Genomic DNA, 23,648 nt, shown 5'->3' with positions numbered 1-23,648 from the left:
TAGAAGTAGCAATCTTTCCTAATTATGATATTTCTTCTTGAGAAATCAAATATTTGGAGATATATGTATATTGAATGAAGGTAGCGCTTTGCTACCTTTTTTCGTTGAACATTTCTATCGTTGCGCGAACGTATTATTACTCGTGTAGGCAAGGAAGCTTGTCCTTTTCTTTATGATATAATACGAGGGGTGAGAATAGAAAAAGGAGTTTTCTTGTATGGAATCAAAGAAGTATCAAGCCTTTTGGCGTGGGGCTATTATATTAACAATCGCAAGTTTTGTTACAAAGGTATTAAGCGCTTTTTACCGTATTCCATATCAAAATATAGCGGGTGATATTGGTTTTTATATTTACCAACAAATTTATCCGTTTTATGGATTTTGTTTAATTTTAGCTACTTATGGGTTCCCCATTATAATTTCAAAAATGGTTGCGGAACGATTAGAGCGAGGGAAACAACAAGAAGCAGAAGAAATTATCTGTGTATCTTTTTGGTCTTTATTGGGAATTGGTTTCGTAGGCTTTTTTACATTGTTTTTTGGTGCCGAAACAATTGCAGCAGCCATGGGTGATATACACTTAGATAAGTTATTACGTGTTATTTCATTTTCATTCATATTGATGCCGTTTTTATCTGTAGCAAGAGGATATTTTCAGGGATTCAATAATATGATGCCAACAGCTGTTTCGCAAGTGATAGAACAAACGATTCGTGTTTCTATTATTGTATTTTTATCTCTATTCCTAATTGCTCACGGATTTGATTTATATACAGTCGGTGCAGGTGCTATGTTAGGTTCAATCGCAGGCGGACTGATTGGGATTATCGTACTTGTACTTTATATGCGTCATGACTTTCGTTCTATATTTTTCAAGAGTGTAAAGAGAATTAAGGGGAAAAAGAGGATCATTAAAATTCTGTTTTGGCAGGGATTGGCGATTTGTGTTAGTAATTTAGTACTTATTTTTATACAAATGGCTGATTCCATTTCCTTCTATTCCTTACTTATTGGGGCAGGAGAACAAGCTGAAAGTGCAAAGGTATTAAAAGGTGTTTACGACAGAAGTATCCCGCTTATGCAATTAGGTACTGTCGTGACAACTTCTTTCTCATTGTCACTTATTCCAATTATTACAGCGGCGAAGGAAAGAGGAGATCTTTCCTTTATTCGAGAAAAGGTAAAGTTAGCAATGAAAATAACATTTGTTATTGGATTTGCAGCTGCCATTGGATTAACTTGTATTATTCAGCCTACGAATATTATGTTGTTTGAAAATAGTGATGGGTCAGATGTTTTATCCATTTTATCTTTATCTATTTTATTTAGTTCATTGTCGATTACAACTGCTTCTATTTTGCAAGGGTTAGGACAAACATTAAAACCAGCAATATTCGTTATATTTGGGGGTTGTTTAAAGTTAGCTTTAAATTATACATTAATGCCGTATTTTGGTGTGAAGGGAGCTGCAATTGCAACACTAGTTGCGTTAATTGTAATTTCTGTGCTAAATAGTGCATTACTTATGCAAGCTGTATCTGAATCGCTTATCGATAAGCGTAATATGTTAGGTGTAGTTATTAGTGGTATCGGTATGGGGTTTGTATTAATAATATTTATACGTGTGATGCAAATGTCTGGATTAGTAATTGATACAACGCATAGAGGAATTGCAACACTTGAGGCATTGTTAGGTGTAGCTATCGGTGGATTAACATATGTGTTTTTAATTTTAAAATTACGTGTATTTACAAAAGCGGAAATAGGAACCGTTATGAAAAAAGAGAAAAAAGAAGGTTTATTGAAGAAGAGTGGATAGAGGTGGCAGGTTGTGAGTGGAATCATTACTATTTTAGGGTTAGGTGCTGGTGAGTTAGATCAGTTAACGATGGGTGTATATCGAAAAATAAAAGAAGCAGATCACATGTTTGTTAGAACGAAGGAACATCCCGTTATAGAAGAGTTGGAGAAAGAAGGTATACAATATACAGCCTTTGACAGTGTATATGAAGCGCATGATACATTTGAAATTGTATATGAAACAATCGCGAATACATTGCTAGAACAAGCTGAAGGCACAGAAATCATCTATGCCGTGCCAGGGCATCCGCTTGTAGCGGAAAGAACGGTTCAGCTACTGTTGGAAAAAGGCGAAGTAGCGAATGTTGAAGTGCGCATTGAAGGTGGACAAAGTTTCCTTGATCCTATGTTTGCGAGTCTAAAGATTGATCCGATTGAAGGATTCCAATTAATTGACGCCACATCATTTGAAAGAGGACAATTAGAATTACGTCAACATTTAATCTTTTGCCAAGTATATGATGCATTCGTTGCGTCTGATGTGAAATTAACATTAATGGAGATGCTATCAGATGATTATGAAGTGTATATCGTAACAGCTGCAGGGACTTCGTTTGAACAAGTTAAAAAGGTACCGTTGTACATGTTAGATCATGAAACAGAGTTGAATAATTTAACGAGTGTATATGTACCACCAGTTAAAGAACGTGCGTCCTTGTATCAACAGTTTGATGTGCTTAGAGAAATTATTGCAGACCTTCGTGGACCGAATGGTTGTCCGTGGGATAAAAAGCAAACACATCAATCTTTAAAGAAGTATTTAATTGAGGAAGCTTATGAAGTGTTGGAAGCAATTGATGAAGAGGATGATGATCACTTAGTAGAAGAACTGGGTGATATATTATTACAAGTTATGTTGCATGCTCAAATCGGGGAGGATGAAGGTTGGTTCTCTATAGATGATATTATTCGAACTTTATCTGAGAAAATGGTTCGCCGCCACCCGCATGTATTTGGGAATATGGATGTAAATAATGCCGATGAAGTAATTGCCAATTGGGAAGAAATTAAAAAACAAGAAAAAGGATTCGTGAAAGAATCTGTTTTAAATGGGGTTCCAAAAAGTTTGCCCCAGTTACTACGCGCCTATGAAATCCAGAAAAAAGCTGGCAAAGTTGGTTTCGATTGGGTTGATGTACAACCGATGATAGAGAAAGCCTTAGAAGAATGGCAAGAGTTCCAACAAGAAGTTACAAATATGGATGAGGCGAAAATGTTAGGTGAATTTGGCGATTTACTATTTGCGTTTGTGAATATAGCTCGTCATTATAAAATAGATCCCGAAGAGGCGTTACGTTCAACGAATGAGAAATTCGTCGGTCGTTTCTTATACATGGAAGCAAGGGTAGCTGAAATGAATAAAGAGATGCAAGATTTATCATTAGAGCAGTTAGATGTTTTATGGGAAGAGGCAAAACAAACAGAGCGTTAATAGGGGGATTTGATATGCGTCTAGATAAGTTTTTAAAAGTATCACGTTTAATTAAAAGAAGAACATTAGCGAAAGAAGTAGCTGATCAAGGAAGAATATCAATTAATGGTCAAGTGGCAAAAGCGAGTTCAGATGTGAAAGTAGCTGATGAATTAACAATTCGTTTTGGTCAAAAAATAGTAACTGTAAAAATAAACGAATTGAAAGAAACGACTAAAAAAGAAGATGCAGCAAATATGTATAGTTTAGTTCGCGAAGAAAAAGTAAAGGCTGAAGAAGGCTTGTTCTAAAATCAATTATCCCTTCATACATTACTATTAGCTAGTATAAATCTATGGGGGGATTTACGTGAATAATGGTTACTCACCTATGTCTTCTAATCAACAAAATGTTTCGGTAGAGCATGATATTATTATGCGTGGCAGGCGTGTAATTGATATTACCGGTGTAAAGCAGGTAGAGAGTTTTGATAGCGAGGAGTTTTTACTTGAGACCGTAATGGGTTTTTTAACAATTCGTGGTCAAAATTTGCAAATGAAAAATTTAGATGTAGAAAAAGGTGTTGTATCGATTAAAGGGAAAGTTCATGAGATGCTGTATATTGATGAGAATCAAGGGGAGAAAACTAAAGGATTCTTTAGTAAGTTGTTTAAATGAGCCTAACAATTCAGTTGTATACGATGCTCTCAATGATCGGAATGGGTGCTTGGATTGGAGCGTCTTTAGATACATACCAACGATTTTTAAAGCGGCAAGAACGTAAACGTTGGCTTGTATTTATACATGATATACTATTTTGGATTGTCCAAGCATTATTCGTTTTTTATGTATTGCTTCTTGTAAATGAAGCTGAACTACGTATATATGTATTTTTGGCATTATTATGTGGTTTTGCGGCGTATCAAAGCTTATTGAAAGCACTATACATGAAACTGTTAAATTTTCTCATCTATATTTTTATGCAAACAACACATTTTTTTGTTCAAATTATAAAGCTACTCATGATAAAACCTGTTATTATTATAGCGCAGCTATTTATTGCATTTATATTATTCTTATTTCGTATACTGCTTTCAATTGGACATGTGTTATGGAAAATGGTGATTTGGATATTACTTTTCATATGGAAAGTTTTTTTCTGGCCTGTTCGATTTATTGCTTCGCTCATATGGAAACTTCTCCCTAATCGTGTTAAACTTTTTATAATGAAACATGTAGGGTTCCTGCAATATATAGCAAAATTGAAGGGACACATCTTCCAATTATGGGAGCGTATAAAAAAGAAGTTAGGGGGACCTCGGAAATGAGGGAACTGAGACAAAGAACAATCGAAAAACAGAGTCCAAATCCTGTTAAAGAGCATATAATACAAACGGATGAGAACAGGAAGCGACTTTATCGCCGTTTAGCGGTTTTTCTTGTCTTTGCTTTTACAATTATTGCGAGTATTAGTGTAACGTTTTATCAACAAAACAGTTCCATTAGAGCAAAAGAAGCAAAAGTTAAGGACATGAAAAAAGAACTGGATTCATTAACGAATAAAGAAAAGAGTCTAAAAGACGAAGTTCAAAAGTTAAATGATGAAGAGTACGTATTAAAGATTGCTAGAAGGGATTATTTCTTCTCTGGAAAAGGGGAGATAATTTTTCCTGTTTCTAAGTAGAGTATGTCTTATTGACACTATATTTTAGGATTATATATAATAAAGTAAAATTTGACTTTTTAACCACTAAGGAGGAGCATTTTTTTTATGTCAATCGAGGTAGGCAGCAAGTTACAGGGTAAAGTAACAGGTATTACAAATTTTGGGGCTTTTGTGGAGCTGCCAGAAGGCTTAACGGGTCTTGTTCATATTAGTGAAGTTGCTGATAATTATGTGAAAGATATTAACGATCACTTAAAAGTGGGCGACCAAGTAGAAGTAAAAGTTATTAACGTTGAAAAAGATGGCAAGATCGGTCTATCTATTAAAAAAGCGAAAGAGCGTGAAAAAACAGAAGGAGATCGTCCACGTGGTGAATACCAACGCGGTGGCGGTGGCGATCAACAACGTTCTGGACGTCCACAACGTAATCGTTCTTTCAACAGAGATAACCGTGGTGGCGGTAACGAACGAGCTCCAAAAGAAACATTCGAGCAAAAGATGGCACGTTTCTTAAAGGACAGTGAAGATCGTTTAACTTCTTTAAAGCGTAACACAGAATCTAAACGCGGTGGCCGTGGCGCACGTCGCGGATAATAAGAACGTTTAATTCTTAGCATATAGAGAAGTACCCAGGGCGATTGCTCGGGGTGCTTTTTTATATGTGAAAATATATTTTTAAAAAAGTTTTCAAGATGTGTTGACTTTAAAATATATCTGAGGTAAGATACTAATTGTCCGTTAAATAAGACGACATGGCGGTGTAGCTCAGCTGGCTAGAGCGTACGGTTCATACCCGTGAGGTCGGGGGTTCGATCCCCTCCGCCGCTATATTTAATTTAACGGCCCGTTGGTCAAGTGGTTAAGACACCGCCCTTTCACGGCGGTAACACGGGTTCGAATCCCGTACGGGTCATCCTAAAAAGATCATGCAAATTTGCATGATCTTTTTTTGTTAAATAAATTAAGACATACAACACTTCTACAAAATCACCCTATATTTTCTGAATGTTCAATTAAAATAGTGAGAATAAATTACATACCGTGTATATATGTAGAGTTATTTCGAATAAAAAGTCGAACGATTATAAAAGTGAAAACTGTTGTTTTGACAAAAATCCCAATAATCATCTTTTATAATGACAGTAATTAAACTATGCAGGTGGTGTTAAAAATATGCCTAAAGCAGGAAGGAATACTATGAATACAAGTGCATTGGCAATGAATGAGAGTCAGCTTGGAGCAGTAAAGTGGACGAGTAAGTTGCGAATGAAGTTTGAGCAGGTTTTCTTTAGATGGGGATTTATTATTGTTGTTATTGGTTTTCTTTTGGGACGAGCGTATATATTAACAAACATTTTACCGTTTGCACTGCCGTTTTTTGCTGCTGTTTATGTTATGAAGCGGGATAAAATGCCGCTCGCGTTCTTGGCTCTTATGGGGGGCGCACTTTCAGTTTCGATAGATAATTTATTCTTTACCTTTGCATCTATTTTTACTTTCTTCATTTATAATATCTTCTTTAGTCGGTTTACACGTAAAACTGTTGGACTTGTTCCATTCCAAGTATTTATCTCCGCATTAACCGCACATTTAGTTGTCGTATATTTCGCGCAACAAACTGTCACCATGTACGATTTACTCGTTAGTACGATTGAGGCAGGGCTTAGCTTCGTATTAACTATGATATTTTTACAAAGTGTTCCGCTTTTAGTAGAACGAAAAGGTAAACAACAAGCGCTAGAGACAGAAGAAATTGTTTGTTTAATTATATTACTAGCATCTGTTTTAACAGGTACAACAGATTGGTTTGTATATGACGCTTCTATTCAACATATTTTTACTAGGTATTTAGTGCTTGTGTTTGCATTTATCGCGGGGGCTGCTACAGGATCTACAGTGGGGGTGGTCACTGGATTAATATTAAGTTTAGCCAATGTCTCCAGTTTGTCTCAACTTAGTCTACTTGCTTTTTCTGGGTTGCTTGGTGGTTTGTTAAAAGAAGGGAAGCGTTTAGGTGTTAGTTTAGGTTTATTAATTGGGACGAGCTTGATTACGCTATATGTAGACAAGCAAACAAACATTGTGACAACTTTAATTGAATCTGGTGTGGCGATTGTGTTCTTCTTATTAACACCGAAACTTGTTATGGATCGTATTGCTAAATTCATGCCAGGCACACAGGAACATTCACAAGATCAACAACAGTATTTAAGAAGGATGCGTGATGTTACAGCGAATAAAATTAATCAATTTGCCAATGTATTTGCTGCTTTATCTAATAGCTTTTCTGTATATGGATATGTGGAGGAGGAAGATAAAGAGACAGAAGCGGATTTGTTCTTAAGTACAATTACTGCAAAAACATGTCAAACATGCTTTAAAAAGGACCAATGCTGGGTAGTTAATTTCGACAAAACGTACGATTATATGAAACAAATAATGAGTGAAACGGAAGAGGGGACGTTGCAGCATAATCGGAAGTTAGTTCGTGAATGGGACAAGCATTGTGTGAGAGGGAAGAAAGTGACGGATTTAGTAGCGGGTGAATTAGATCACTTCTATGAAGGACAAAAATTACGAAAACAAATGAAAGAAAACCGTAGAATAGTAGCGGAGCAACTATTAGGTGTATCAAAAGTTATGGAGGATTTTGCTAAGGAGATCCAAAGAGAACGAGAAAATCATCAAGTGCAGGAAGAACAGATTATGCAAGCGTTTCGTGATTTTGGCGTAGAAGTAGAGCATGTTGATATATATTGTTTAGATAGAGGAAGTATTGATATTGAAATGTTGATTCCGGTTGCATCTAATGAACATGGAGAATGTGAAAAGTTAGTTGCGCCGATGCTTTCTGATATTCTAAAGGAAAATATTGTTGTTAAACATGAAGAAAAATCTTCTTATCCGAACGGCCACAGCTTAATATCATTTGGTTCAGCAAAAACGTATTCTCTTGATACTGGGTTGGCCACAGCTGCAAAAGGCGGTGGGTTTGTTTCTGGTGACTCTTATGCGATGATGGATTTGAGTGTTGGTAAATATGCGCTTGCAATTAGTGATGGTATGGGAAATGGGCAAAGAGCTCATATGGAGAGTAAAGAAACGGTGAAATTATTACAAAAAATACTTCAATCAGGCATTGATGAGGAAATAGCGATTAAATCTATCAATTCTATTCTTTCTTTAAGAACAACAGAAGAGATGTTTACGACGTTAGATTTAGCTATGGTGGATTTACGGGATGCGAGTGCGAAATTTTTAAAGATTGGATCGACGCCGAGTTTTGTTAAACGCGCGAATAATATTTTGAAAATTGAGGCGAGTAATTTACCGATGGGGATTATTGAGGATGTTGAAGTTGATGTAGTAGGTGAACAATTAAAAACGGGCGATATCCTTATTATGATGAGCGATGGGATTTTCGAAGGAGCGCAACATGTAGAGAATCACGAGCTATGGATGAAACGAAAAATTAAAGAATTACAAACCGAAGATCCGCAAGAAATTGCTGATATCATTATGGAAGAGGTGATTCGCTCTTGTGATGGTTATATAAATGACGATATGACTATCGTTGTGGCGAAAGTGAAGAAAAATATGCCGAAGTGGGCTACGATTCCAATTGTAGGAATGCAGGCACAATAAATTTTAAGTGTGATGTTTCTTTATCACTGTTTCTTTCTAAAAACCTAGGTGGATGCCTAGGTTTTTTTACTTTAAAAGATAATGTTATTATTTTTTTGAATATGTACGGATGATGTAAGATAAAAATGTAATTTTTGTATATCTTTTTTTTGCACAATGTTTGTAAAAGTTGTACCATTATAAACAAGGTAACTAACGTTGCTGTTCTTGTTTAATGAAAGGTGATTACGAAGTTGAAAGATACATTTGTTGAAAAGGTAGATGACTTTGTAAAGCAGCATGATGTATTAAAGGAACGTTCAACAATTGTTGTAGGGGTTTCTGGTGGTCCTGACTCTTTGGCTCTTCTATATTATTTGTTAGAAAAAAGAGCAGCAAAACAGTTTGAAATTGTAGTGGCACATGTGGATCATATGTTTAGAGGTGATGAATCTCATGAGGACCTACAGTTTGTTCAGGACCTTTGTAAAGGGCTGGGAGTTATTTGCGAAACGATAAGGATTAATGTGTCGCAATATCAACAGCAACACGGAATGAATGCACAGGTTGCTGCTAGAGAATGCAGATATGCATTTTTGGAAAGAATAATGAAGAAATATGATGCGAGATATGTAGCTCTTGGACATCATGGTGATGATCAAGTAGAGACGATTTTAATGCGCCTTGTACGAGGGAGTACTCCGAAAGGATATGCAGGAATTGCAGTGAAGCGTCCTTTTCATAATGGATATTTAATTAGGCCGTTACTTGGAGTAACGAAGGAAGAGATTGTTGATTACTGTAATAAGCTAAAAATAATTCCCCGTATAGATCCAAGTAATAAAAAGGAAGTATATACAAGGAATCGATTACGTAAATATGTTCTTCCTCATTTGAAAGAAGAAAATTCACAAGTGCATGAGAAATTCCAAAAATTTAGCATGCAAATGCAAGAGGATGAGGCGTATTTGCAGGAATTAGCTTTTGAGAAAATGAATAAAGTAATTACAAAAAAAAGTGATAAACAAATTAGCTTATCAATTCCTGCCTTTGAATCCATGTCTATGTCTTTACAAAGAAGAGGGATTCAACTAATATTAAACTATCTTTATGAATATAAGATTCCATCTTCTCTTTCCTCTATACATATTGACAAAGTGATTGAGTTTTTTAAGCGGACACAACCTTCGGGTTCACTTGATTTTCCAGGTGATTTAAAAATTGTTCGCGCATACGAAGAGTGCAGCTTTGGATTTAAACAAGGAATTGTTTCTCCTTTTTTACAAGATTTATCAGTGCCCGGGACAATTACGCTATCGAACGGGGATAAGCTTGTAACAGAGGTGAGCGAAGACATACCAAGTAACATGAATGAAACAGTACTTGTTGCTAAGTATAATGATATATCATATCCACTTCGTATTCGTTCTAGAGAAAATGGAGATCGCATGTCAATACAAGGTATGAATGGCACAAAAAAGATAAAAGCTATCTTTATCGAAGCGAAAGTACCAAGAGAAAAAAGAGAAGAATGGCCGGTCGTTTGTGATGCAAGTGGGAATATTATTTGGGTACCCTTGTTGAAGCGATCTGCATTTGCTATCTCGAAAGAGACGGCAAAGAAGGATAAATATATGATTATTCACTACAAAAGCAAGGAGTCTTCCGGGAGGATAATGAAATGATGAATCAAGATATCGAAAAAGTATTAATTTCTGAAGAACAAATACAAGAAAAGGTGCTCGAATTAGGCGCAATTATTGCAGAGGATTATAAAAACACAGTACCTCTTGCGATTGGCGTATTAAAGGGCGCGATGCCATTCATGGCAGATTTATTAAAGAGAACAGATACATATCTTGAAATGGACTTTATGGCTGTATCTAGTTATGGTCACTCTACCGTTTCAACAGGCGAAGTGAAAATTTTAAAAGACCTTGATACTTCTGTAGAAGGTCGCGATATTTTAATCGTTGAAGATATTATTGATAGCGGTCTTACGCTAAGTTACTTAGTAGACCTATTTAAATATCGTAAAGCGAAGTCTGTAAAAATTGTTACGTTATTAGATAAGCCGACAGGCCGCAAGGTAGATTTGAAAGCGGATTATGTTGGATTTACTGTTCCGCATGAATTTGTTGTAGGATATGGATTAGATTATAAAGAGCAGTACCGTAATCTTCCTTATGTAGGAGTATTAAAACCAAGCGTTTACTCAAATTAATTAAATACAGGCGTTACAATTGTATAGGAAAGTTTTTCTATGTTACGATTTACAATAGTGTTTATGCCGTGAGAGGAGGTTAGGAATGAATCGTATCTTCCGTAATACCATCTTTTATTTACTGATATTCCTAGTAGTAATTGGAATCGTGAGCTATTTTAATGGTTCGACGCAAAAAACGACATCAGTTAGCTACGATAAATTCATTACTAAACTAGAAAAAGGTGAAGTGCGTAATGTGCAACTTCAACCGAAAAATGGTGTATTTGAGGTAAAAGGACAATTTAACAACTCTAGCCAAGGAGAACAATTTGTTACTTATGCACCAAATACTGAGGAATTACAAAAGAAAATTAATGACAAAGCGCAAGGTGCTGAAGTTAAGTATCAACCAGCAGAAGAAACAAGTGCTTGGGTAACGTTCTTTACTTCTATCATTCCGTTTGTCATTATCTTCATTTTATTCTTCTTCTTATTAAACCAGGCTCAGGGCGGCGGTAGCCGTGTTATGAACTTCGGGAAAAGTAAGGCGAAGTTATATAATGACGAAAAGAAAAAAGTTCGTTTCAGAGATGTTGCTGGAGCGGATGAAGAGAAACAAGAGCTTGTTGAGGTAGTTGAATTCTTGAAAGATCCTCGTAAGTTCGCTGAAGTTGGTGCTCGTATTCCGAAGGGTGTTCTATTAGTAGGACCTCCAGGTACAGGTAAAACTTTACTAGCACGTGCCGTTGCAGGTGAGGCTGGCGTTCCATTCTTCTCTATCAGTGGTTCTGATTTCGTAGAGATGTTCGTTGGTGTCGGTGCATCACGTGTACGTGATTTATTCGAAAATGCAAAGAAAAATGCTCCTTGTATCATTTTCATTGATGAAATTGATGCAGTAGGACGTCAACGTGGCGCAGGTCTTGGTGGTGGCCATGATGAGCGTGAGCAAACGTTGAACCAATTACTTGTTGAAATGGATGGATTCGGTGCAAACGAAGGTATTATTATCATTGCTGCAACAAACCGTCCCGATATTCTTGATCCAGCGTTATTACGTCCAGGTCGTTTTGACCGTCAAATTACAGTAGATCGTCCAGATGTAAATGGCCGTGAAGCTGTACTGAAAGTACATGCTCGTAATAAACCGCTTGATGATCATATCAACTTAAGAGCAATTGCAACTCGTACACCAGGGTTCTCTGGTGCTGATCTTGAAAACTTATTAAACGAAGCTGCTTTAGTAGCTGCGCGTCAAGATAAGAAGAAAATTGATATGAGTGACATTGATGAAGCAACGGATCGTGTTATTGCAGGTCCTGCTAAGAAAAGTCGTGTTATCTCTGAAAAAGAACGTAATATCGTTGCATTCCATGAAGCTGGCCATACTGTAATTGGTGTTGTCCTTGATGAAGCAGATATCGTTCATAAAGTAACAATTGTCCCTCGTGGTCAAGCTGGTGGATATGCAGTGATGCTTCCGAAAGAAGATCGTTACTTCATGACAAAACCAGAGTTACTTGATAAAATCACTGGTTTACTTGGTGGTCGAGTAGCTGAAGAGATTGTGTTTGGTGAAGCAAGCACAGGTGCTCACAACGACTTCCAACGTGCGACTGGTATTGCAAGACGTATGGTTACGGAATTCGGTATGAGTGATAAGCTTGGACCAATGCAATTCGGTAGCTCACAAGGTGGTCAAGTGTTCTTAGGAAGAGACTTCCATTCAGAACAAAACTACAGTGATGCAATTGCACATGAAATCGATGTGGAAATGCAAACTATTATAAAAGAATGTTATGCTCGCGCGCACCAAATTCTTACTGAAAAACGTGATAAGCTAGATATTATTGCGAAAACGTTACTTGAAGTAGAAACGTTAGATGCAGAGCAAATCAATCATTTATATGATTACGGCAGATTGCCAGAGCGTCCAACATCTTCAGATGATGTGAAAGTAAACATCAATATGAAGAAGGACGATGAAGAATCAGAAGATAAGTAAGAGATGAAGGAGTGACGATGGTCACTCCTTTTTTTATTTGTGGAACGAAATGAAGTAGAAAAAGAATTTAAATAAATTGGGTATTAAAAATTGAAATAGAGCGTAATCTTTTTGTAAAATGATGAGGATAGAAAAGCTGATTATATAAGTATGTGTGATATGATGTTTTTATAAGTTTTATACATACTGCACAAATATAGATTAAATAAGATAAGTGGTGAGAATATGATTTTTGTATTGGATGTAGGGAACACAAATGCTGTACTAGGCGTGTTTGAAGAGGGGGAACTTCGTCAACACTGGCGCATGGAAACAGATCGTCATAAGACAGAAGATGAATATGGAATGCTTGTCAAGCAGTTGCTTGAGCATGAAGGTCTTTCGTTTGAAGATGTGAAAGGTATTATCGTGTCTTCAGTCGTACCACCAATTATGTTTGCTTTAGAGCGCATGTGTGAAAAGTATTTTAAAATTAAACCGCTTGTAGTAGGTCCTGGAATAAAAACAGGGCTAAATATTAAATATGAAAATCCACGTGAAGTAGGCGCGGACCGAATTGTAAATGCGGTAGCAGGAATCCACTTGTATGGAAGTCCGCTTATTATTGTCGATTTCGGTACGGCTACTACATATTGTTATATTAACGAAGAAAAGCATTATATGGGTGGAGTTATTACGCCGGGAATTATGATTTCAGCAGAGGCTTTATATAGTAGAGCGGCAAAACTTCCTCGTATTGAAATTACAAAACCAAGCAGTGTTGTTGGAAAGAATACGGTAAGTGCAATGCAATCTGGTATTCTTTATGGTTATGTTGGACAAGTGGAAGGTATTGTTAAGCGTATGAAAGAGGAAGCTAAACAAGAACCGAAAGTTATTGCAACAGGTGGATTAGCGAAATTAATTTCAGAAGAATCGAATGTAATTGACGTTGTAGATCCATTTTTAACATTAAAGGGTTTGTATATGTTATACGAGCGTAATGCAAATTTACAGCATGAGAAAGGTGAATAAATGAGTATGAAAGATTATTTAGTAAAAGCGTTAGCGTTTGATGGGGAAGTGCGTGCATATAGTGTACGTACTACAAACACAGTAAGTGAGGCGCAAAGACGTCATGATACATGGAGAACAGCTTCAGCGGCACTTGGTCGTTCTTTAACTGCAGGTACAATGATGGGCGCGATGTTAAAAGGTGACCAAAAGTTAACGATTAAGGTAGAAGGTAATGGTCCGATTGGTCCCATCTTAGTAGATGCTCATGCAAATGGGGATGTACGTGGTTATGTAACGAATCCACATGTTGATTTTGAAGGAACGGAACAAGGAAAATTACGTGTATATCAAGCGGTAGGTACTGAGGGATTTGTAACAGTAATTAAAGATATTGGTATGCGTGAGCCGTTTATTGGTCAATCTCCAATTGTTTCAGGAGAATTAGGGGAAGACTTCACGTATTATTTTGCAGTTTCTGAGCAAACACCTTCTTCTGTAGGAGTTGGCGTTCTTGTAAATGGAGATGACAGCGTATTAGCGGCAGGTGGATTTATCCTTCAAATTATGCCAGGTGCACAGGAAGAAACAATTTCATTCATCGAAGATCGTTTGCAAAAAATTCCTCCTGTATCAACGTTAATCGAACAAGGGCTTTCTCCAGAAGAGTTACTGTATGCAGTTCTTGGAGAAGATAAAGTAAAAGTATTAGAAGTGATGGATGTTCAATTTAATTGCACATGCTCACGCGAACGTATTGAGAGTGTGTTAATTAGTTTGGGTAAAACAGAGTTAGAGCAAATTCGCGAAGAAGAAGAAGAGACAGAAGTTCATTGTCATTTCTGTAATGAGCGATACAAGTTTTCTAAAGAAGATATTACAAATTTAATTGAGAGTTTGTCATAAGGGAAGTGAGGGAATCCATCCTCTAAATAGATTGACAAACAGGGAATTTTCTGACAAAATCGAAATATAGATAAAACCAATAAAAATACTCGGTGTTAGGAGTGACAGGAATGCGAGTGGCACAATCAGTTTCAGAATTAATCGGGAAAACGCCGATCGTTAAGTTGAACCGCATCGTAGAATCAAACAGCGCAGATATATACTTAAAATTAGAATTTATGAATCCAGGGAGCAGTGTTAAAGATCGTATTGCATTAGCTATGATTGAAGATGCTGAAAAAAAAGGATTATTAAAAGAAGGCGATACAATCATTGAGCCAACAAGTGGTAACACAGGAATTGGTTTAGCGATGGTAGCGGCCGCTAAAGGATATAAGGCAATTTTAGTAATGCCAGAAACAATGAGTATTGAGCGTCGTAATTTATTACGTGCTTACGGTGCAGAATTAGTATTGACTCCAGGACCTGAAGGAATGGGTGGAGCGATTCGTCAAGCGACTGAATTAGCAAAAGAGCATGGCTACTTTATACCACAACAGTTCAAAAATCAATCAAATCCAGAAATTCATCGTTTAACAACAGGGCCAGAAATTGTTGAACAAATGGGTGAACAATTAGATGCGTTTATTGCAGGTATTGGTACAGGTGGAACGATTACTGGTGCTGGTGAAGTACTGAAGGAAGCGTATAAAGATATTAAAATTTATGCAGTAGAACCTGCGGATTCACCAGTACTATCTGGTGGGAAACCGGGTCCACATAAAATCCAAGGAATTGGGGCGGGATTCATCCCAGAGACATTGGATGTAGAGGTATATGATGAAATTGTTCAAGTAAAAGCAGAGCAAGCATTTGAATATGCAAGAAGAGTGGCTAAAGAGGAAGGTATTTTAGTGGGTATCTCTTCTGGAGCAGTTATTTATGCAGCAACAGAAATTGCGAAAAAGTTAGGTAAAGGGAAAAAGGTACTTGTTATTATCCCAAGTAACGGTGAACGTTATTTAAGTACACCGCTTTATCAATTTGAGTCTTAATTATATGTGATTGAAAAAGCATCCTTGAAAAGGATGCTTTTTCTTTTTGGATTGGAAATAGGAAAAGAGTGAATGACTAGAAAACTTCATGTAAAATAAGAGGTAGTATAATTAATTTATTTTCACTAGCCTTCGAGTATAACCACTTTATATACATAACGAATGTAGTTTGAAGTGGTTAATCTAAGAGGGTGGGATAAAAGAAGACGGGGTGTTGATATGCAACGAAGAAAATCTTTAGCGCTTTCTATTCCATATCAGTTAGATTTCTTTAAGCAGTATAAATTTCTTTCTAAGGATAAACCGCAACATATTTTGTTAGAGAGTGGACGTGGCGGTCGTTATAACATTGTGGGGTTGAACCCAGTAGCGGTAATCCGAGGGAAGGGTGAAACGTTACATATAAGCGAAAGTGATAAGGAAACAATAAAACAAGGAAATCCATTAGATTTAATGCAGGAATATATGGAGCGATGGAAAACGGACTATAATCCGGAATACCCTCCATTTCAAGGTGGTGCAATTGGTTACTTTAGTTATGATTGCATCCGTTATATTGAAAAACTCCCTTCCCTTGCGGAAGATGACATTAATATACCTGATATATTCTTTTTATTATTTGATGATGTGTTTGTTTATGATCAAAAAGAAAAAGTATTATGGATTATTACACATTATGTAGATAAGCATGAAGAGGCAAAAGAGCGATTAAATGAATGGAAGATTCTTTGGGCGACAGAAGCGCCAGAAGTGAATATACCTTTTGCGTGCCCTGAAGAGAAAAGTGAAACAGTTGCTTTTACAGAAGAAAGCTTTATGAAGGCGGTTGAATGTATTCAAGAATATATTGGAGCTGGTGATGTGTTCCAAGTAAACTTGTCGACAAGGCAAGAAAGAACGTTACAAACACACCCACTCGAAATTTATACAAGTCTTCGTGAAATTAATCCATCTCCATATATGGGTTACTTGGAGCTCGGGGATTTTCAAATTGTTAGTGGATCGCCAGAGTTGCTAATTAAGAAAGAGGGAACCGAAGTAAGTACAAGACCGATTGCTGGAACGAGATCTAGAGGGGCGAATGAGCAAGAGGATGAAGAATTAGCAAAAGAATTAATTGAGAACGAAAAAGAAAGAGCAGAGCACGTCATGCTTGTGGATTTAGAACGAAATGATTTAGGGCGTGTTTGTAAATATGGCACTGTAGAAGTAGATGAATTTATGGTAATTGAGAAATACTCACATGTTATGCATATTGTTTCTAATGTGCGTGGTGAGGTGGAAGAAGATAAAGATGCTTTTGATTTAGTGAAGGCTGTATTCCCTGGGGGAACAATTACTGGTGCCCCGAAAATACGTACGATGGAAATTATTGAAGAATTAGAACCTGTTCGCCGAGGGATTTATACAGGTTCAATCGGGTGGATCGGTTATTCTGGAGATACAGAATTGAATATTGTAATTAGAACACTGCTTGCTAAAGATGGAAAAGCACATGTACAAGCAGGAGCAGGAATTGTAATTGATTCGAATCCGGAAAATGAATATAAAGAGTCGTTAAAAAAGGCGATTGCTTTATGGCGTGCAAAAGAACGTAGCGAAGAAACGGTTAGGTGAGAGAAATGATATTAATGATTGATAATTATGATTCTTTTACATTTAATTTAGTGCAGTTTCTTGGAGAACTTGGACAAGAGCTTGTTGTTAAACGTAACGATGAAGTGACTATTTCAGATGTTGAGAATATGAAACCAGACTTTTTAATGATTTCGCCAGGTCCGTGTAGTCCTAATGAAGCGGGTATTAGTATGGAGGTTATTCAATACTTTGCTGGAAAGATTCCGATTTTTGGGGTTTGTCTTGGACATCAATCCATTGCACAAGTGTTTGGTGGAGAGGTTATACGTGCGGAGCGCTTAATGCATGGGAAAACGTCGCTTATGCATCATGACGGAAAGACGATTTTTTCGGATATCCCTAATCCGTTTACTGCGACACGTTATCATTCCCTTATCGTTAAGAAAGAGACGTTACCTGATTGCTTAGAGGTAACATCTTGGACAGAAGAAGGGGAAATTATGGCGCTCCGTCATACGACATTACCGATTGAAGGTGTACAGTTCCATCCGGAATCAATTATGACTTCCCACGGAAAAGAGTTGTTGCAGAATTTCATTCGTAAATACAGTCCAAGTGTGACATCATGTTAATTTACTTAAATGGTGAGTATGTAGAAGCAAGTGAAGCGAGAATTTCTCCTTATGATCATGGTTATTTATATGGTCTTGGAGTTTTTGAGACGTTTCGTATTTATAATGGTCATCCTTTCTTATTGGATGATCATTATGACCGTTTAATAGATGCGCTGGATACATTGCAAATTAAATGGACAATGACGAAAGATGAAGTACTGCTTATTTTGAAGAATTTACTCGTTAAGAATGAATTAGAGCATGCATATGTACGTTTTAATGTATCAGCGGGCATAGATGAAATTGGATTGCAAACGAAAATGTATGAAGAGCCGTCTGTTATTGTTTTTATAAAACCTTTAGCAGCCCCTGAAGATGTAGTAGAAAAAGAAGGGGTTGTTTTAAAGCAAGTGCGAAATACACCAGAGGGTGCGTCTCGCTTAAAGTCTCATCATTATTTAAATAACATTTTAGGAAAACGTGAAATTGGAAATGTTGTGAATAAGGAAGGTATTTTTCTTACTGAAACAGGTTATGTTGCAGAGGGTATTGTTTCGAATCTCTTTTTCGTGAAAGGTGATATTTTGTATACACCTTCGTTAAAAACGGGGATTTTAAATGGTATCACTCGTGCGTTTATTATAAAGGTTGCTGAAGGGTTGGGCATCGAAGTAAAGGAAGGTTTCTTTACAAAAGATGAATTACTTTCCGCTGATGAAGTTTTCGTAACAAACTCGATTCAAGAAATTGTTCCACTTTATCATATAGAGGGGCGAGATTTCCCGGGTAAAGTAGGTGTGGTTACAAAAAGGTTTATGAATCTTTACGAAATGCAGAGAGAGAAATTGTGGAGCAGAAATGAATTGTGAAGAGGAGATGTGTAGTTTGAAGTGGGATTATGATTTGCGCTGCGGCGAATATACATTGAACTTAAATGAAAAAACTTTAATTATGGGGATTTTAAATGTAACACCAGATTCGTTTTCCGATGGTGGGAGTTACAACGAGGTAGAGGCTGCGGTGCGCCATGCGAAAGAAATGCGAGATGAAGGTGCTCATATTATTGATATCGGCGGTGAATCTACTCGCCCAGGTTTTGCTAAAGTATCAGTGGAAGAAGAAATCAAGCGAGTTGTTCCGATGATTCAGGCGGTTGCAAAAGAAGTGAAATTGCCTATTTCTATCGACACGTATAAAGCTGAAGTTGCAAAACAAGCAATCGAAGCTGGCGCTCATATTATTAATGACGTTTGGGGAGCGAAGGCGGAACCAAAAATCGCTGAAGTTGCAGCTCATTACGATGTACCTATTATCTTGATGCACAATCGCGATAACATGAATTACCGCAATTTAATGGCTGATATGATTGCTGATTTATATGACAGTATTAAAATTGCTAAAGGTGCTGGTGTGCGAGATGAGAATATCATTTTAGACCCAGGCATTGGTTTTGCTAAAACACCTGAACAAAATTTAGAAGCGATGCGTAATTTAGAACAGTTAAACGTACTGGGTTATCCGGTTCTCTTAGGTACTTCAAGAAAGTCCTTTATTGGACATGTGTTAGATTTACCGGTAGAGGAACGTCTTGAGGGAACGGGAGCTACCGTTTGTCTCGGCATTGAAAAGGGCTGTGAGTTTGTTCGTGTTCATGATGTGAAGGAAATGACACGTATGGCTAAGATGATGGATGCGATGATTGGTAAGGGGGTAAAGTAATTGGATAAAATTTATGTTCATGATATGGAGTTTTACGGTTATCATGGTGTATTCCCAGAGGAAAATAAATTGGGTCAGAGATTTAAAGTGGACTTAACGGTGGAGTTGGATTTGAAACAGGCAGGAGAAAGTGATGACTTAGAGCATTCTGTCAATTATGGAGAGCTTTTCGAGTTATGTAGAAAAGTTGTTGAAGATAGAACGTATAAGCTTGTAGAGAGTATCGCTGAAAATATTGCTGCAGATATATTGAAACGATATGAGAGTATTTTCCGTTGTACAATTAAAGTAATTAAACCAGATCCGCCGATACCTGGACATTATCGTGCTGTAGCAGTGGAAATTACGAGAGAACGTCCATGAATAATATAGCTTACATTGCATTAGGTTCAAATATCGGAGAACGTTATACGTATTTAACTGAAGCGATTCAGTTTTTAAACAAAAACCCGTATATCCAAGTTAACGATATTTCATCTATATATGAAACAGAGCCAGTTGGCTATACTGACCAAAGTTGCTTTTTAAATTTAGTTATAAAAATTTCTACCAATTTATCACCGCAAGAATTATTGAAAATTACACAAAGAGTAGAGAATGATTTAGGAAGAAAAAGGGAAATTAGATGGGGTCCGAGGACCATCGACCTTGACATTTTACTATATAATCAAGAGAATATTGAAGCAGAGAATCTTATTGTTCCGCATCCGCGGATGTTCGAAAGAGCTTTTGTTATCGTTCCGTTGTTAGAGATTAATCAAGATATAAAACAAAACATTTCACGTTCACAAGTAGAAGAAATGAAAAGGCGAGAGGGAGTAACGGTATGGAAGCAGAAAAATGGGGAAGACGCATTCGTGCTTTTCGAAAGCTGAAAGGTTATACACAAGAAGGTTTTGCGAAAGAGTTAGGGGTATCTGTATCTGTTTTAGGTGAAGTTGAGAGAGGGAATCGATCGCCTTCCCAAGATTTTGTAGTGGAAGTTGCTAAGGCATTAAAGGTTTCAGTGGAGGAATTAATGCCGAAGTGACTATGAAGGAAGGAGTAAGTCGAGTGTTAAAGATTGCAAACATTGAGATGAAAAACCCGGTTGTATTAGCACCGATGGCGGGAGTGTGTAACTCTGCATTCCGTTTGACAGTAAAAGAATTTGGTGCAGGTTTAGTTTGTGCTGAAATGGTAAGTGATAAAGCGATATTACTTAATAACAAAAGAACATTAGATATGTTATATATTGATGAAAGAGAAAAGCCATTAAGTTTACAAATTTTTGGTGGAGAGAAAGAAACTCTTGTAGATGCTGCGAAATACGTAGATAAATATACGACAGCAGACATTATTGATATTAATATGGGCTGCCCAGTACCAAAAATCATTAAGTGTGATGCGGGAGCAAAGTGGCTTTTAGACCCAAATAAAATATATGAAATGGTAGCGGCAGTTGTAGATGCTGTTGAAAAGCCGGTTACAGTTAAGATGCGTATTGGTTGGGATGCAGATCATATTTTTGCAATTGAGAATGCAAAAGCTGTTGAGCGTGCTGGCGGACAAGCAGTAGCAGTTCATGGACGTACACGAGTACAAATGTATGAAGGGAAAGCGGATTGGGATATTATTAAACAAGTAAAGCAAGCTGTAAATATCCCGGTTATCGGAAATGGTGATGTCGAAACGCCACAAGATGCAAAGCGTATGCTTGATGAAATTGGTGTAGACGGTGTTATGATTGGTCGTGCTGCCCTTGGGGACCCGTGGATGATTTATCGTACGGTAAAGTATTTGGAAACAGGTGAATTAATGCCGGAACCGACAGTGCGTGAGAAAATTGACGTATGTATGTTGCATCTAGATCGTCTTATCGATTTAAAGAACGAAATTGTCGCTGTAAGAGAGATGAGAAAGCATGCAGCTTGGTATTTAAAGGGTGTTCGTGGTAATGCAACTGTACGTAATGGTATCAATGCTTGTAATACGCGTGAGGACCTTGCGAATGTATTAGGTGCATTTGTAGAAGAAGTAGAAGCGAAACAACAAACAATTCACGTTGGTTAATAATAGATAGGGAAGATTGACATTCTTCTATACACTTCCTATAATTACGTGAAAGAAAGAAGAACTGCCAGCTAGTTGCTGGCAGTTTTTCTAGTTGAGTAGAAAATGCTATACTGTATATATTGTAAAAATTAATAGAGCTGGAGTGATATCAATACCATGGATAACATGAACCACGAAGAATTAAACGACCAATTGCTTGTTCGTCGTGAAAAGTTACATAACTTACGTGAGCAAGGAATCGATCCGTTCGGTAAACGATTTGAACGTACAAATGCAACAAATGACTTATTAAGCTTATATGGAGAGTTCTCTAAAGAAGAATTAGAAGAGAAAGAAATCTCTGTTTCTATCGCTGGTCGTATTATGACAAAACGCGGTAAAGGAAAAGCTGGATTTGCACATATTCAAGATTTACATGGACAAGTTCAAATTTATGTTCGTAAAGATGCTGTTGGAGATGAAGAGTACGAATTATTTAAAACAGCAGATTTAGGTGATTTAGTAGGTATTGAAGGTAAAGTGTTCAAAACGAACGTTGGAGAACTTTCGGTGAAAGCAACGGGCTTTACACTATTAACGAAATCTCTTCGTCCATTACCGGATAAATATCATGGATTAAAAGATGTTGAACAACGCTACCGTCAACGTTACTTAGACTTAATCACAAGTATGGAAAGCCGTGAAACATTCGTTACTCGCAGTAAAATCATTCGTGAAATGAGAAGATACTTAGATGACAATGGTTATCTTGAAGTGGAAACACCTATGATGCATGCAATTGCAGGTGGAGCTTCTGCGCGTCCTTTCATTACGCACCATAATGCGTTAGATATGGAATTATACATGCGTATCGCAATTGAACTTCATTTAAAACGCCTTATTGTGGGTGGATTAGAAAAAGTTTATGAAATCGGTCGTGTATTCCGTAATGAGGGTGTATCAACTCGTCATAATCCAGAGTTTACAATGATTGAATTATATGAAGCGTATGCTGATTATAAAGATATTATGAAACTAACAGAAAATATGGTTGCTCATATTGCGAAGCAAGTACTAGGTACAACAACAATCCAATATGGTGATTATGAAATTAATCTAGAACCAGAATGGACACGTCTTCATATGGTAGATGCAATCAAGGAACATTCAGGAGCAGATTTCTGGAATCCAATGAGTGTAGAAGAAGCGCGTGAACTTGCAAAAGAACATAATGTAGGTATTAAGGATACGATGGAAGTTGGTCATATTATAAACGAATTCTTCGAACAAAAAGTAGAAGATAAATTAATCCAACCAACATTTATTTACGGTCATCCGGTAGAAATTTCGCCACTTGCGAAAAAGAATGACGAAGATCCACGATTCACAGATCGTTTCGAATTATTTATCGTTGCACGTGAACATGCAAATGCATTTACTGAGCTAAATGATCCGATTGATCAAAAAGAACGTTTTGAAGCGCAATTAAAAGAACGCGAACAAGGTAATGATGAAGCTCACATGATGGATGATGATTATATTGAAGCTCTTGAGTACGGTATGCCTCCTACAGGTGGACTAGGAATTGGTATTGATCGTCTTGTTATGTTGTTAACGAATGCACCATCTATTCGTGATGTATTATTATTCCCTGCTATGCGTCATAAACAAGACTAAGCTTTGGAGATTTCTCCAAAGCTTTTTTTATTTGAGTATGAGCTACGTGGGGATAGTAGTTCTTGATGGTGCGAGAAATTATATTTATATAGAAGAAATGTGCTGTTTTTATACTTTTTTACTAAGTTGAAAATTTTATTAGAAAAACTATTGCATTTTAATAATCAAACTGGTATATTTATATTCGTTGCCACGAAAGGTAACAAGCAAAACAAACGAAAAACAACTTATTGAAAAAAGTTGTTGACGAAAATATAACGAAATGTTATATTAATAAAGTCGCTTCTGAGCGGCAGACGAGTTCTTTGAAAACTGAACGAA

Annotated in this window: 23 protein-coding genes and 2 tRNA genes; all 25 read left to right on the top strand. The window is 36.9% G+C overall.

What is annotated here, in order from left to right; genetic code table 11:
* Window positions 1-217: 217 nt before the first annotated feature.
* The 25 genes from ILS93_RS27860 (at window position 218) to lysS (ending at window position 23,327) form a co-directional block, all read left to right on the top strand.
* The gene (locus ILS93_RS27860; protein ID WP_088047080.1) at window positions 218-1,819 is read left to right on the top strand and encodes a putative polysaccharide biosynthesis protein; all 1,602 of its coding nucleotides are present in this window, start codon (window positions 218-220) and stop codon (window positions 1,817-1,819) included.
* A 12-nt stretch (window positions 1,820-1,831) separates the two neighbouring features.
* Window positions 1,832-3,292 (top strand): bifunctional methyltransferase/pyrophosphohydrolase YabN, encoded by a 1,461-nt coding sequence (gene yabN, locus ILS93_RS27855; protein WP_222661713.1) that lies wholly within the window; start codon window positions 1,832-1,834, stop codon window positions 3,290-3,292.
* A gap of 14 nt (window positions 3,293-3,306) precedes the next feature.
* Window positions 3,307-3,582 (top strand): RNA-binding S4 domain-containing protein, encoded by a 276-nt coding sequence (locus ILS93_RS27850; RefSeq protein WP_001234876.1) that lies wholly within the window; start codon window positions 3,307-3,309, stop codon window positions 3,580-3,582.
* A gap of 58 nt (window positions 3,583-3,640) precedes the next feature.
* Window positions 3,641-3,949 (top strand): sporulation protein YabP, encoded by a 309-nt coding sequence (gene yabP, locus ILS93_RS27845; protein WP_001059101.1) that lies wholly within the window; start codon window positions 3,641-3,643, stop codon window positions 3,947-3,949.
* Window positions 3,946-4,599: a spore cortex biosynthesis protein YabQ gene (gene yabQ / locus ILS93_RS27840; protein ID WP_016085301.1), complete on the top strand. Its 654-nt coding sequence runs from the start codon at window positions 3,946-3,948 to the stop codon at window positions 4,597-4,599. The genes yabP and yabQ overlap by 4 nt, the downstream gene beginning before the upstream one ends.
* Entirely contained in the window at window positions 4,596-4,955 is a 360-nt protein-coding gene (divIC, locus tag ILS93_RS27835; RefSeq protein ID WP_001208737.1) for a cell division protein DivIC, read from the top strand. Before yabQ ends, divIC begins: the two co-directional genes overlap by 4 nt.
* 87 nt (window positions 4,956-5,042) lie before the next feature.
* The gene (locus tag ILS93_RS27830; protein ID WP_000021454.1) at window positions 5,043-5,531 is read left to right on the top strand and encodes a S1 domain-containing RNA-binding protein; all 489 of its coding nucleotides are present in this window, start codon (window positions 5,043-5,045) and stop codon (window positions 5,529-5,531) included.
* A 160-nt stretch (window positions 5,532-5,691) separates the two neighbouring features.
* A tRNA-Met gene (locus ILS93_RS27825) sits at window positions 5,692-5,765 on the top strand.
* Between the two features lie 13 nt (window positions 5,766-5,778).
* Window positions 5,779-5,850, top strand: a tRNA-Glu gene (locus tag ILS93_RS27820).
* A gap of 260 nt (window positions 5,851-6,110) precedes the next feature.
* Window positions 6,111-8,582, top strand: a complete 2,472-nt coding sequence (gene spoIIE, locus ILS93_RS27815) for a stage II sporulation protein E (RefSeq protein WP_064475159.1) — start codon at window positions 6,111-6,113, stop codon at window positions 8,580-8,582.
* 233 nt (window positions 8,583-8,815) lie between these two features.
* Window positions 8,816-10,246, top strand: coding sequence for a tRNA lysidine(34) synthetase TilS (gene tilS / locus ILS93_RS27810; RefSeq protein ID WP_222661712.1), 1,431 nt, complete (start codon window positions 8,816-8,818; stop codon window positions 10,244-10,246).
* A complete protein-coding gene (gene hpt / locus ILS93_RS27805; RefSeq protein ID WP_000981838.1) occupies window positions 10,243-10,785 on the top strand; it encodes a hypoxanthine phosphoribosyltransferase in 543 nt (180 codons plus the stop codon). The genes tilS and hpt overlap by 4 nt, the downstream gene beginning before the upstream one ends.
* Before the next feature lie 85 nt (window positions 10,786-10,870).
* A complete protein-coding gene (gene ftsH, locus ILS93_RS27800) occupies window positions 10,871-12,772 on the top strand; it encodes an ATP-dependent zinc metalloprotease FtsH (RefSeq protein ID WP_016085296.1) in 1,902 nt (633 codons plus the stop codon).
* Window positions 12,773-12,997: 225 nt separating this feature from the next.
* Window positions 12,998-13,786 carry a type III pantothenate kinase gene (locus ILS93_RS27795; RefSeq protein ID WP_000578367.1) on the top strand — a complete coding sequence of 263 codons (789 nt, stop codon included), beginning with the start codon at window positions 12,998-13,000 and terminating at the stop codon, window positions 13,784-13,786.
* A gap of 6 nt (window positions 13,787-13,792) precedes the next feature.
* Window positions 13,793-14,671 carry a redox-regulated molecular chaperone HslO gene (hslO, locus tag ILS93_RS27790; RefSeq protein WP_088047084.1) on the top strand — a complete coding sequence of 293 codons (879 nt, stop codon included), beginning with the start codon at window positions 13,793-13,795 and terminating at the stop codon, window positions 14,669-14,671.
* Window positions 14,672-14,781: 110 nt separating this feature from the next.
* Entirely contained in the window at window positions 14,782-15,705 is a 924-nt protein-coding gene (gene cysK / locus ILS93_RS27785; RefSeq protein ID WP_064475161.1) for a cysteine synthase A, read from the top strand.
* Window positions 15,706-15,924: 219 nt separating this feature from the next.
* Window positions 15,925-17,322: an aminodeoxychorismate synthase component I gene (gene pabB, locus ILS93_RS27780; RefSeq protein WP_222661711.1), complete on the top strand. Its 1,398-nt coding sequence runs from the start codon at window positions 15,925-15,927 to the stop codon at window positions 17,320-17,322.
* Window positions 17,323-17,327: 5 nt separating this feature from the next.
* Complete coding sequence (gene pabA / locus ILS93_RS27775) at window positions 17,328-17,915, top strand: aminodeoxychorismate/anthranilate synthase component II (RefSeq protein ID WP_064475163.1); 588 nt, start codon at window positions 17,328-17,330, stop codon at window positions 17,913-17,915.
* Entirely contained in the window at window positions 17,909-18,766 is an 858-nt protein-coding gene (pabC, locus tag ILS93_RS27770) for an aminodeoxychorismate lyase (RefSeq protein ID WP_088047082.1), read from the top strand. The genes pabA and pabC overlap by 7 nt, the downstream gene beginning before the upstream one ends.
* On the top strand, window positions 18,756-19,616 hold the full coding sequence (gene folP / locus ILS93_RS27765) for a dihydropteroate synthase (protein WP_142315072.1): 861 nt from the start codon (window positions 18,756-18,758) through the stop codon (window positions 19,614-19,616). The genes pabC and folP overlap by 11 nt, the downstream gene beginning before the upstream one ends.
* Entirely contained in the window at window positions 19,617-19,979 is a 363-nt protein-coding gene (gene folB, locus ILS93_RS27760) for a dihydroneopterin aldolase (protein WP_064475166.1), read from the top strand.
* Window positions 19,976-20,491, top strand: coding sequence for a 2-amino-4-hydroxy-6-hydroxymethyldihydropteridine diphosphokinase (gene folK, locus ILS93_RS27755; RefSeq protein ID WP_064475167.1), 516 nt, complete (start codon window positions 19,976-19,978; stop codon window positions 20,489-20,491). The genes folB and folK overlap by 4 nt, the downstream gene beginning before the upstream one ends.
* Window positions 20,443-20,646 (top strand): helix-turn-helix domain-containing protein, encoded by a 204-nt coding sequence (locus ILS93_RS27750; protein WP_000387029.1) that lies wholly within the window; start codon window positions 20,443-20,445, stop codon window positions 20,644-20,646. Before folK ends, ILS93_RS27750 begins: the two co-directional genes overlap by 49 nt.
* Window positions 20,647-20,669: 23 nt before the next feature.
* On the top strand, window positions 20,670-21,668 hold the full coding sequence (dusB, locus tag ILS93_RS27745; RefSeq protein WP_064475169.1) for a tRNA dihydrouridine synthase DusB: 999 nt from the start codon (window positions 20,670-20,672) through the stop codon (window positions 21,666-21,668).
* A 159-nt stretch (window positions 21,669-21,827) separates the two neighbouring features.
* Complete coding sequence (gene lysS, locus ILS93_RS27740) at window positions 21,828-23,327, top strand: lysine--tRNA ligase (protein ID WP_000369672.1); 1,500 nt, start codon at window positions 21,828-21,830, stop codon at window positions 23,325-23,327.
* Window positions 23,328-23,648: the final 321 nt, after the last annotated feature.

Source organism: Bacillus sp. 16GRE42, assembly GCF_019837435.1.
Lineage (GTDB): Bacteria > Bacillota > Bacilli > Bacillales > Bacillaceae_G > Bacillus_A > Bacillus_A wiedmannii.
This window is presented reverse-complemented; position numbering and strand designations above follow the sequence as displayed.

Coding starts and splice junctions, on each gene's coding strand:
- ILS93_RS27860 (WP_088047080.1), top strand. CDS start 218: ATGGAATCAAAGAAGTATCAAGCCTTTTGGCGTGGGGCTATTATATTA.
- ILS93_RS27850 (WP_001234876.1), top strand. CDS start 3,307: ATGCGTCTAGATAAGTTTTTAAAAGTATCACGTTTAATTAAAAGAAGA.
- yabQ (WP_016085301.1), top strand. CDS start 3,946: ATGAGCCTAACAATTCAGTTGTATACGATGCTCTCAATGATCGGAATG.
- divIC (WP_001208737.1), top strand. CDS start 4,596: ATGAGGGAACTGAGACAAAGAACAATCGAAAAACAGAGTCCAAATCCT.
- ILS93_RS27830 (WP_000021454.1), top strand. CDS start 5,043: ATGTCAATCGAGGTAGGCAGCAAGTTACAGGGTAAAGTAACAGGTATT.
- spoIIE (WP_064475159.1), top strand. CDS start 6,111: ATGCCTAAAGCAGGAAGGAATACTATGAATACAAGTGCATTGGCAATG.
- hpt (WP_000981838.1), top strand. CDS start 10,243: ATGATGAATCAAGATATCGAAAAAGTATTAATTTCTGAAGAACAAATA.
- ftsH (WP_016085296.1), top strand. CDS start 10,871: ATGAATCGTATCTTCCGTAATACCATCTTTTATTTACTGATATTCCTA.
- ILS93_RS27795 (WP_000578367.1), top strand. CDS start 12,998: ATGATTTTTGTATTGGATGTAGGGAACACAAATGCTGTACTAGGCGTG.
- hslO (WP_088047084.1), top strand. CDS start 13,793: ATGAAAGATTATTTAGTAAAAGCGTTAGCGTTTGATGGGGAAGTGCGT.
- cysK (WP_064475161.1), top strand. CDS start 14,782: ATGCGAGTGGCACAATCAGTTTCAGAATTAATCGGGAAAACGCCGATC.
- pabB (WP_222661711.1), top strand. CDS start 15,925: ATGCAACGAAGAAAATCTTTAGCGCTTTCTATTCCATATCAGTTAGAT.
- pabA (WP_064475163.1), top strand. CDS start 17,328: ATGATATTAATGATTGATAATTATGATTCTTTTACATTTAATTTAGTG.
- pabC (WP_088047082.1), top strand. CDS start 17,909: ATGTTAATTTACTTAAATGGTGAGTATGTAGAAGCAAGTGAAGCGAGA.
- folP (WP_142315072.1), top strand. CDS start 18,756: ATGAATTGTGAAGAGGAGATGTGTAGTTTGAAGTGGGATTATGATTTG.
- folK (WP_064475167.1), top strand. CDS start 19,976: ATGAATAATATAGCTTACATTGCATTAGGTTCAAATATCGGAGAACGT.
- ILS93_RS27750 (WP_000387029.1), top strand. CDS start 20,443: ATGGAAGCAGAAAAATGGGGAAGACGCATTCGTGCTTTTCGAAAGCTG.
- lysS (WP_000369672.1), top strand. CDS start 21,828: ATGGATAACATGAACCACGAAGAATTAAACGACCAATTGCTTGTTCGT.